We start from the raw sequence: 9,699 nt of genomic DNA, 5'->3' as shown, positions 1-9,699 counted from the left end.
CCCTCGTGCTGTCCGCCGGGCGGGTGCTACCGGGCCGGCTCCTCGGCGGGGACCAGCTCGACGTCGCGCACGGTCATGCCCTCGGGACCGGCGACGAGCACGAGCTCGGCGGCGTTGCCCGCGGCCCTGAGGTCGCCCAGCCCGGCCTCGAGACGGGCGACGTCCGCGGCGGCGGCCGTGATGGTCGCCGTGCGCACCTCGGTGCGCTGCTTGACCTTGGCCTCCGACTTGGCCTTGCGCAGCCCGGAGAGGGCCTCGCCCACGGTCGTGAGCACCTCCGGGTCGGCGTCGGTCACGGCGTCCGCGAAGCCGTCGACGCCAGGCCACGCCGCCCGGTGCACGGAGCCGGAGCGCCACCAGGACCAGACCTCGTCCGTGGCGAAGGGCAGCACCGGGGCGAACAGGCGCAGCAGCGCGTCGAGGGTCGTGGCGAGCGCGGCGTGCACGGACGCCTGCGCCGCCTCCCCGCGGGCCCCGTAGGCGCGGTCCTTCACGAGCTCGACGTAGTCGTCGGTGAAGGTCCAGAAGAACTGCTCGGTGAGCTGCAGGGCCCGGGCGTACTCGTAGTCCCGGAACGCCTGGCCGGCCCGCTCCACCACCGTGGCCAGCTGGGCCAGCAGCGCGCGGTCGACGGCGTCGGTCACGACGTCGGCGGACGCCCCGGCGCCGAGCACCGAGGCCTCGGTGACGCCCTGCGCCAGGACGAACTTCGAGGCGTTGAGCAGCTTGATGGCCAGCCGGCGGCCGATCTTCATCTGCCCCTCGTCGTAGGCGGTGTCCGCGCCCAGGCGGGCGGACGCGGCCCAGTAGCGCACCGCGTCGGCCCCGTAGTTCTCGAGCACCTCGGTGGGCACCACCACGTTGCCCTTCGACTTGGACATCTTCTTGCGGTCCGGGTCGAGGATCCACCCGGAGAGCGCGGTGTTGGTCCACGGCACCGAGCCGGCCAGCGACTCGGAGCGCACCACCGTGGAGAACAGCCACGTGCGGATGATGTCGTGGCCCTGGGGCCGCAGGTCCATCGGGAAGGTGTTGGCGTGCAGCCGCTCGTCGACCGCCCAGCCGGTGGCGATCTGGGGCGTCAGCGAGGACGTGGCCCAGGTGTCGAGCACGTCCGGGTCGCCGGTGAAGCCGTGCGGCCGGTCCCGCTGGGACTCGTCGAAGCCGGGCGCGGGCTCGGCCGCCGGGTCCACGGGCAGCTGGTCGAGGGCGGGCAGGACGGGGTCGTCGTAGTCCGGGCTGCCGTCGCCGTCGAGCCGGTACCAGACGGGGAAGGGCACGCCGAAGAAGCGCTGGCGGGAGATCAGCCAGTCGCCGTGCAGACCCTCGATCCAGTTCTCGTACCGGGAGCGCATGAAGGCGGGGTGCCAGTCCATCTCGCGGCCGCGCCCGAGCAGCGCCTCGCGCCGGTCGGCGTCGCGGCCGCCGTTGCGGATGTACCACTGGCGGGAGGTCACGACCTCGAGGGGCTTGTCGCCCTTCTCGTAGAAGTTCACCGGGTGCATGACCTTCCGGGGCTCGCCCGCCAGGTCCCCGGACTCCCGGAGCATCTCCACGACCGCCTGCTGGGCCGAGAACACGGTCTTGCCGGCCACCTCGGCGTAGCGCTCCGCCGGGGCCCCCGGGGCGATCCAGTCGGGGGTCTCGCTGGTGAAGCGTCCGTCGCGGCCGATCAGGGCCCGCGTCGGCAGGTCCAGCTCCCGCCACCAGGTGACGTCCGTGAGGTCGCCGAAGGTGCAGATCATCGCGATCCCGGAGCCCTTGTCCGGCTTGGCCAGCGGGTGCGCCCGGACCTCGACCTCCACGTCGAACAGCGGGGAGCGCACCGTGGTGCCGAACAGCGGCTGGTAGCGCTCGTCGTCCGGGTGCGCCACGAGGGCCACGCACGCGGGCAGCAGCTCGGGGCGGGTGGTCTCGATGTGCACCGGCTCGCCGCCGGGACGGTGGAAGGCCACGCGGTGGTAGGTGCCCTCGCGCTCCCGGTCCTCGAGCTCGGCCTGGGCCACGGCGGTGCGGAAGGTCACGTCCCACAGGGTGGGGGCCTCGGCCATGTAGGCGTTGCCGGCGGCGAGGTCCTGGAGGAAGGCCCGCTGGGAGACCGCCCGGGAGCGGTCGTCGATGGTGCGGTAGGTGCGGGTCCAGTCCACGGACAGGCCCAGGGTGGAGAACAGGTGCTCGAAGACCTTCTCGTCCTCGACCGCCAGCTCCTCGCACAGCTCGATGAAGTTCCGGCGGGAGACCACGTCCCAGTCGCGCTGGTTCTTCGCCGGCTTCTCCGGCGGGCGGTAGCCCTCGACGTAGGGGCGGGTGGGGTCGCAGCGCACGCCGTAGTAGTTCTGCACCCGGCGCTCGGTGGGCAGGCCGTTGTCGTCCCAGCCCAGCGGATAGAACACGTTCTTGCCGCTCATCCGCTGGAAGCGGGCGATCACGTCCGTCTGGGTGTAGGAGAACATGTGCCCGACGTGCAGGGACCCGGAGGCGGTCGGCGGGGGAGTGTCGATCGAGTAGACCTGCTCGCGGGTCGTGTCCTCGTCGAACGCGAAGGTGCCCTCCTCGCGCCACTTCCGCGCGTACTTCTGCTCCAGCCCCTCCAGCGCCGGCTTGTCCGGCACGGTCACGGGGGTGGCGGCGGGCGAGGTCTCCGGTGCGGTTCCGGGCGTGTCTGTGCCCTGCGTGTTGTCAGCCATGCCGACCAGTCTCTCACGGACCCCGGCGCACGCCCCGACGCCGCGGACCGGTGCCCGGGTGCTTGGGCGGTGCCCGGGTGCTTGGGCGGTGCCCGGCGCCCCGCTAGCGTGGGGCCATGACCGATCAGCAGAGCCCGAACACCCACACCGGCAGGGTCGCCGTCGTCACCGGCGCGTCGACCGGCATCGGGGAGGCCACCGCCCGCGCGCTGCGCCGGAGCGGCTGGACCGTCTACGCGGTGGCCCGCCGTGCCGAACGGCTCGAGGCCCTGGCCCGGGAGACCGGGGCCGTGCCCGCGCCGTGCGACATCACCTCGGACGCGGACGTCGAGGCCCTCCGGGACCAGGTGCTGGAGGAGCAGGGCCGCGTGGACGCCCTGCTCAACATCTCCGGCGGCGCCCGCGGCACGGACCGCGTGGCCGACGCCAGCACCGAGGACTGGGAGTGGATGTACCAGGTGAACGTCCTCGGCACGATGCGCCTGACCCGCGCCTTCCTGCCCGCGCTGCGCGCCAACGGCGAGGGCACCGTCCTGAACCTCACCTCCCTCGCCGCCCACCGGGCCTACGAGGGCGGCGGGGGCTACAACGCCGCGAAGTACGCCCAGCGGGCCATGACGGAGGCGCTGCGGCTCGAGGAGGCGGAGCACAACGTGCGCGTCGTCGAGATCGCCCCCGGCCTCGTGCACACCCCGGAGTTCTCGCTCAACCGCCTCGGCGGGGACCAGGAGGCCGCGGAGCAGGTCTACGCCGGCGTGGACAAGCCCCTGACCGCCGAGGACGTGGCCCAGGTGTGCGCCTTCGCGGTGAACCTGCCCCACCACGTGGACCTCGACACCGTGACGATCAAGCCGGTCGCCCAGGCGGCGCCGCACAAGCTGATCCGCGACCGGTAGCGCGTCCGCCCGGCTCCTCCCGCCGGGGCGCCGGCCACCGGACCCGAGGGGTCGCCGGCGGCCGCCGCCCCGGCGCGCTCCCGGGTGGGTTAAGATGGCAGCAGTCATCACGGCGTCGATCCGGCCATCACCGGGGAGCCTTCGGAAGAACAGGCCCGCCCCGCCACGGGGAGCGCCCCAGTAGAACCGAACGGGTAAGCCCGTCACAGCAGTCACGAGCGGCGGCCCGCGTTCCCTCCGGGGGACCGGGACGCAAGCGAGGTGGTACCGCGTTCCGCCCCGGGCGACCGGCCGGCAGCGTCCTTGCACCCTGACCCGCACGAGCAGCACCGACGTCAGATCGAGGATGGATCCCGTGTCAGACCAGCCCGTCTACCCCCAGGCGACCACCGACCCCGAGCCCCGCGGCGTCCCGGCGGCGCCCGCGTTCCCGGCCGTCGAGGAGCGAGTCCTCGCCTACTGGGCGCAGGACCGCACCTTCCAGGCCAGCGTGGACCAGCGCGACCCCGGCCGGGACGGCGCCAACGAGTTCGTCTTCTACGACGGGCCCCCCTTCGCCAACGGCCTGCCGCACTACGGCCACCTCCTCACGGGCTACGTCAAGGACCTCGTGGCCCGCTACCAGACCCAGCAGGGCCGCCGGGTGGAGCGCCGCTTCGGCTGGGACACCCACGGACTGCCCGCCGAGCTCGAGGCGATGAAGCAGCTCGGGATGGCGGACAAGCAGGAGATCGAGCGGATGGGCGTCGCGGCGTTCAACGACGCCTGCCGGTCCTCCGTGATGAAGTACGCCTCCGAGTGGCAGGACTACGTCACCCGCCAGGCCCGCTGGGTGGACTTCGACAACGACTACAAGACCCTGAACCCGGACTACATGGAGTCCGTCATCTCGGCGTTCAAGGCCCTCGACGACAAGGGCCTCGTCTACTCCGGCTACCGTGTGCTGCCCTACTGCTGGAAGGACGAGACCCCGCTGTCCAACCACGAGCTGCGGATGGACGACGACGTCTACCAGGACCGTCAGGACCACACGGTGACCGTCACGTTCCCCGTGCTCGACGACGGCTCGTGGGCGGTCCGGCCCGAGCTCGCCGCCGAGCTCGCGGGGGTGGAGGCCCTCGCATGGACCACCACGCCCTGGACGCTGCCCACCAACCAGGCGATCGCCGTGGGCCCCGAGATCGTCTACGCCGTGGTGCCGGGCGCCGGCGAGCTCGAGGGCCGGCGCTTCCTGGTGGCGGAGGAGCTGCTGGGCTCCTACGCCAAGGACCTCGGCTGGGGCGGGGCCGAGGACCCCGCCGCCGCCGCGGCCGCCGCCGTCACCGCCCGGCACCGCGGGGCGGACCTCGAGGGGCTGCGCTACGAGCGGCTGTGGGACTACTTCGCCGACGCCGAGCGCTTCGGCACGGGCAGCTCCTGGCAGTTCGTGGTGGCCGACTACGTCACCACGACCGACGGCACCGGCCTGGTGCACCAGGCGCCCGCCTACGGCGAGGACGACCAGAACGTCTGCGCCCGCTACGACATCCCCGTGGTGCTGTCCCTCGACGAGTCCGGGGTGTTCTACCGGCTCTTCGAGGACGAGCGGCTGGCCCCGGGGGCGCCCCTGGCCGGGATCGCCGGTCGCAACGTCTTCGACAAGGACGTGGCCCGCACGGTGGTCCGGGACCTCCGGACCCGGGGCCGGCTGGTTCGCGAGGCCAGCTACGAGCACCCGTACCCGCACTGCTGGCGCTGCCGGAACCCGCTGATCTACCGGGCCGTGTCCTCCTGGTTCGTGGAGGTCACCCGGATCAAGGAACGGATGGTCGAGCTCAACCAGCAGATCACCTGGATCCCGGAGAACGTCAAGGACGGCCAGTTCGGCAAGTGGCTGGAGAACGCCCGCGACTGGTCGATCTCCCGCAACCGGTACTGGGGCACGCCCATCCCGGTGTGGGAGTCGGACGACCCCGAGCACCCGCGCCGCGACGTCTACGGCTCCCTCGCGGAGCTCGAGGCCGACTTCGGCCGGCTGCCCGTCAACGACCGGGGCGAGGTGGACCTGCACCGGCCCTGGATCGACGAGCTGACCCGGCCGAACCCCGACGACCCGACCGGCCGCGCCACGATGCGCCGCGTGCCCGAGGTGCTCGACGTCTGGTTCGACTCCGGATCGATGCCCTACGCCCAGGTGCACTACCCGATGGAGAACCGGGAGTGGTTCGAGACCCACAACCCGGGCGACTTCATCGTGGAGTACATCGGCCAGACCCGCGGCTGGTTCTACACGCTGCACATCCTGGCGACCGCGCTGTTCGACCGGCCCGCGTTCCGCAACGTCATCAGCCACGGCATCGTGCTGGGCTCCGACGGGCAGAAGATGTCGAAGTCCCTGCGCAACTACCCGGACGTCAACGAGGTCCTGGACCGGGACGGCGCCGACGCGATGCGCTGGTTCCTGATGTCCAGTCCCATCCTGCGCGGCGGGAACCTGGTCGTCACCGAGCAGGGCATCCGCGACGGCGTGCGCCAGATGATGCTGCCGCTGTGGAACGTGTACCACTTCTTCGGCCTCTACACGAACGCCGCCGACGGCGGCGCCGGATACCGGGCGCGGACCCGGCACGAGTCCGGGAACGTGATGGACCGCTTCGTCCTCGCCGCCACCGGCGGGCTCGTGCGGGACGTGCAGGACGCCTTCGACCGCTACGACGTCTCGGGCGCCGCGGAGCACCTGCGCTCCTACATGGACACGCTGACCAACTGGTACGTGCGCCGGTCCCGGGACCGGTTCTTCGACGAGGACACCGTCGCCTTCGACGTGCTGTACACGTGCCTGGAGACGGTCTGCCGGGTGGCCGCCCCGCTGCTGCCGCTGGTCACCGAGGAGATCTGGCGCGGACTGACCGCCGGGCGCTCCGTGCACCTGACCGACTGGCCGGACGCCTCGCTGTTCCCCGCCGAGACCGAGCTCGTGGCCCGGATGGAGACGACCCGCACGATCTGCTCCAACGGCTCCGCCCTGCGCAAGGCCCACCAGCTGCGCGTGCGCCAGCCGCTGGCCGGGATGACCGTGGTGGTGACCGGCGGCAAGGAGCTCGCGGGCACCTTCGAGCGCATCGTCGCGGACGAGCTGAACCTGAAGTCCGTGACCCTGCTCGACGCCGACGAGGCCTCCGCGGAGCAGTTCGGCATCTCCCAGCAGCTCAAGGTCAACGCCCGTGCCGCGGGACCCCGCCTGGGCAAGGGCGTGCAGACCGTCATCAGGGCCGCCAAGGCGGGGGACTGGTCCACCGCGCAGGACGGCACCGTCAGCGCCGGCGGCACGGCGCTGCAGGAGGGCGAGTACGAGCTCGAGACCGTCGTGGCCCAGGACGCCGGGACCGGCTCCCGCGCCGTGACCGTCCTGCCGGGCGGCGGGTTCCTCGTCCTCGACACCGGGCTCACCCCCGAGCTCGAGGCCGAGGGCACGGCCCGGGACATGGTCCGGGCCATCCAGCAGGCCCGCAAGGACGCCGCCCTCCAGGTCTCCGACCGGATCCGCACCGTGGTCACCGCGGACGAGCGGACGGTCGCCGCCCTCGAGGCCAACCGCGGGCTCGTGGCCGGCGAGACGCTCTCCACGGAGCTCGAGCTGCGCGTGGGCGAGCCCGCCGTGGCCGTGTCCGTCGTGGGCGCCCCGGACCGCGTCTCCGCCGGCACCCCCGCCGGAACCTCTGCCGGCACCGGGACGGTGCAGGCGTGAGCGCCCCGTTCGCGGAGAGCGCCGGCGCGGCGACCGTCGAGGAGGTCTACGCCCGGCTGCTCGAGCGCGCTCCCGAGAACCGGATGGCCCCGCGCCTGGACGCGGTGCGGCGGGCCATGGAGGTCCTCGGCGAGCCGCAGCGCGCCGCCCCGGTGATCCACCTGACCGGCACCAACGGCAAGACCTCGACGGCACGGATGGTGGAGTCCCTGCTGCTCGCCCACGACCTGCGGGTGGGCCGCTACACGAGCCCCCACCTCTCCCGGGTCACCGAGCGGATCAGCGTCGACGGCGCGCCCGTCGACGACGAGACCTTCGTGCGCGTGTACGGCGAGATCGTGCCGTACCTCGGCTTCGTGGACGCCGAGCTGGCCGGGCGGGGCGAGCCCCGGCTCAGCTACTTCGAGACCGTCACGGCGCTCGCGTTCGCCGTGTTCGCCGACGCGCCGGTCGACGTCGTCGTCCTGGAGGTGGGCATCGGCGGGACCTGGGACGCCACCAACGTGGCGGACGCGGTCGTCTCCGTGGTCACGCCCGTCGACCTGGACCACACCGACATGCTCGGCGACACGCTCGGGGAGATCGCCGCGGAGAAGTCCGGGATCCTCAAGCCGGGCGGGTTCCTCGTCTCCGCCGCCCAGGACCCCGAGGCCGCCGAGGTCCTCCTCGCCCGCGCCCGGGAGCTCGGCGTCCCGTTCCGCTTCGCCGGCGTCGAGTTCGGCGTGGAGTCCCGTGCCACGGCCGTGGGCGGCCAGGTGCTCACCCTGCAGGGCCTGGCGGGACGGTACCCCGAGGTCCTGCTGCCGCTGTTCGGCGTCCACCAGGCGGAGAACGCCGCCCTGGCCGTCGCCGCGGTCGAGGCCTTCCTCGGGGGCGGCGGCAAGGAGCTCAGCACGGAGCTGGTCCGCACCGGACTGGGCGCCGTCGAGTCCCCGGGACGCCTGGAGCTGGCGCGCAAGGCGCCCCCGGTGGTCCTCGACGCCGCGCACAACCCGCACGGGCTCACCGCCGCGGCGGCCGCCCTCAAGGAGGCCTTCACCTTCGGGAAGCTCAACCTCGTGGTGGGCGTGCTCCGCGAGAAGGACGCCGAGGCCATGCTGCGGGTCCTGCTGGACGAGTACGAGGAGTTCCACACCGAGTTCTGGTTCACCCGCTCCTCCTCGCCGCGGGCGTTCGACCCGCAGGAGCTCCTCGAGCTCGCCGTGGACCTCGGCTTCCCGGAGGACGTGGTCCACGCCGTCCCCCAGCTCGACGACGCGATGACCGAGGCCGTCCAGGACGCCGCGGCCCGCCCGGAGTTCGACGGCGCCGTGCTGGTCACGGGCTCGATCACCGTGGTCGGCGAGGCCCGCACGCTGCTGGGGCTGTGACCGTGCCCCGCACCCCGCACCGACCGCACCCCCCGCACGAGAGGACCCGTCCCACGTGGCACGCATGACCAGAGCCCATCGTGACGACCGGCGCGGGCAGCCGCGGCGGCGGCGCTCGATCCGCACGATGTTCGCCTCCTCCGTGCTCGTCATGGAGGCGTTCGTCGCCTTCTTCGCCGCCCTCACCGCCTACGGGGTCCTCGGCCGGGAGCTCGGGGACGGGGCCCGGACGGCGATCCTGGCCGGCGGGGCCGCGCTCGCCCTGCTCCTGGTGCTGGCACCGGCCGTGCTGGGCCGCCCCTGGGGGTACGCCGCCGGATGGGTGCTGCAGGTCCTGCTCCTGGCCACGGGCCTCGTGCTCCCGACGATGTTCTTCGTGGGCGGGCTCTGCGTTCTCGCCTGGTGGTACGCCGTGCGCACCGGGGCGCGGCTGGACCGCGAGAACGTCGCCCGCGACGCCGCCCAGGCGCAGTGGGAGCGGGAGCACCCTGACGGCTAGGCTGGGCACCGACATCCTGGACCCGCACCTCGGAAGGACCCCCATGACCACGGAACGCACCCTCGTCCTCGTCAAGCCCGACGGCGTGGCCCGCGGCCTCACCGGCGCGGTGCTCGCCCGGATCGAGGCGAAGGGCTACCGGCTCGCCGAGCTGCGCCTGCTGCACCCGGAGCGCTCCCTGCTGGAGCAGCACTACGCGGAGCACCAGGGGAAGCCGTTCTACGAGCCGCTCGTGGAGTTCATGCTCAGCGGCCCGGTCGTGGCCGCCGTCGTGGAGGGCCACCGGGTGATCGAGGGGTTCCGCTCCCTGGCCGGGGCCACCGAGCCGACCACCGCCGCACCGGGCACGATCCGCGGCGATCTCGGCCGGGACTGGGGCGAGAAGGTCCAGCAGAACATCGTGCACGGCTCCGACTCCCCGGAGTCCGCCGAGCGCGAGATCGGCATCTGGTTCGCCTGAGCCCGGACCCCGCCGAGCGCTGACCGCGCCGACGACGACGGCCTCCGCCCAGCACGGGCG

The 9,699-nt window shown here is 73.0% G+C and carries 6 protein-coding genes; 5 read left to right on the top strand and 1 reads right to left on the bottom strand.

Features of this window, described 5'->3' with window-relative positions:
- Nucleotides 1–26: 26 nt before the first annotated feature.
- On the bottom strand, nt 27–2,687 hold the full coding sequence (gene valS / locus ACFU0Y_RS14930) for a valine--tRNA ligase (RefSeq protein ID WP_380215313.1): 2,661 nt from the start codon (nt 2,685–2,687) through the stop codon (nt 27–29).
- A gap of 116 nt (nt 2,688–2,803) precedes the next feature.
- On the opposite strand from valS, the gene ACFU0Y_RS14925 reads away from it, so the two are divergent.
- From ACFU0Y_RS14925 to ndk, 5 genes are all read left to right on the top strand, one after another.
- Nucleotides 2,804–3,583: an SDR family oxidoreductase gene (locus ACFU0Y_RS14925; protein ID WP_380215312.1), complete on the top strand. Its 780-nt coding sequence runs from the start codon at nt 2,804–2,806 to the stop codon at nt 3,581–3,583.
- Nucleotides 3,584–3,938: 355 nt separating this feature from the next.
- The gene (gene ileS, locus ACFU0Y_RS14920) at nt 3,939–7,310 is read left to right on the top strand and encodes an isoleucine--tRNA ligase (protein WP_380215311.1); all 3,372 of its coding nucleotides are present in this window, start codon (nt 3,939–3,941) and stop codon (nt 7,308–7,310) included.
- Complete coding sequence (locus ACFU0Y_RS14915; RefSeq protein ID WP_380215310.1) at nt 7,307–8,680, top strand: bifunctional folylpolyglutamate synthase/dihydrofolate synthase; 1,374 nt, start codon at nt 7,307–7,309, stop codon at nt 8,678–8,680. The genes ileS and ACFU0Y_RS14915 overlap by 4 nt, the downstream gene beginning before the upstream one ends.
- 64 nt (nt 8,681–8,744) lie before the next feature.
- Entirely contained in the window at nt 8,745–9,179 is a 435-nt protein-coding gene (locus ACFU0Y_RS14910; protein WP_380215309.1) for a DUF4233 domain-containing protein, read from the top strand.
- A gap of 43 nt (nt 9,180–9,222) precedes the next feature.
- Complete coding sequence (gene ndk / locus ACFU0Y_RS14905) at nt 9,223–9,639, top strand: nucleoside-diphosphate kinase (protein ID WP_380215308.1); 417 nt, start codon at nt 9,223–9,225, stop codon at nt 9,637–9,639.
- Nucleotides 9,640–9,699: the final 60 nt, after the last annotated feature.

It is taken from the genome of Kocuria sp. NPDC057446, assembly GCF_042802875.1.
Lineage (GTDB): Bacteria > Actinomycetota > Actinomycetes > Actinomycetales > Micrococcaceae > Kocuria.
The sequence above is the reverse complement of the archived record's forward strand: the minus strand, read 5'-3'. Positions and strand labels throughout refer to the sequence as shown.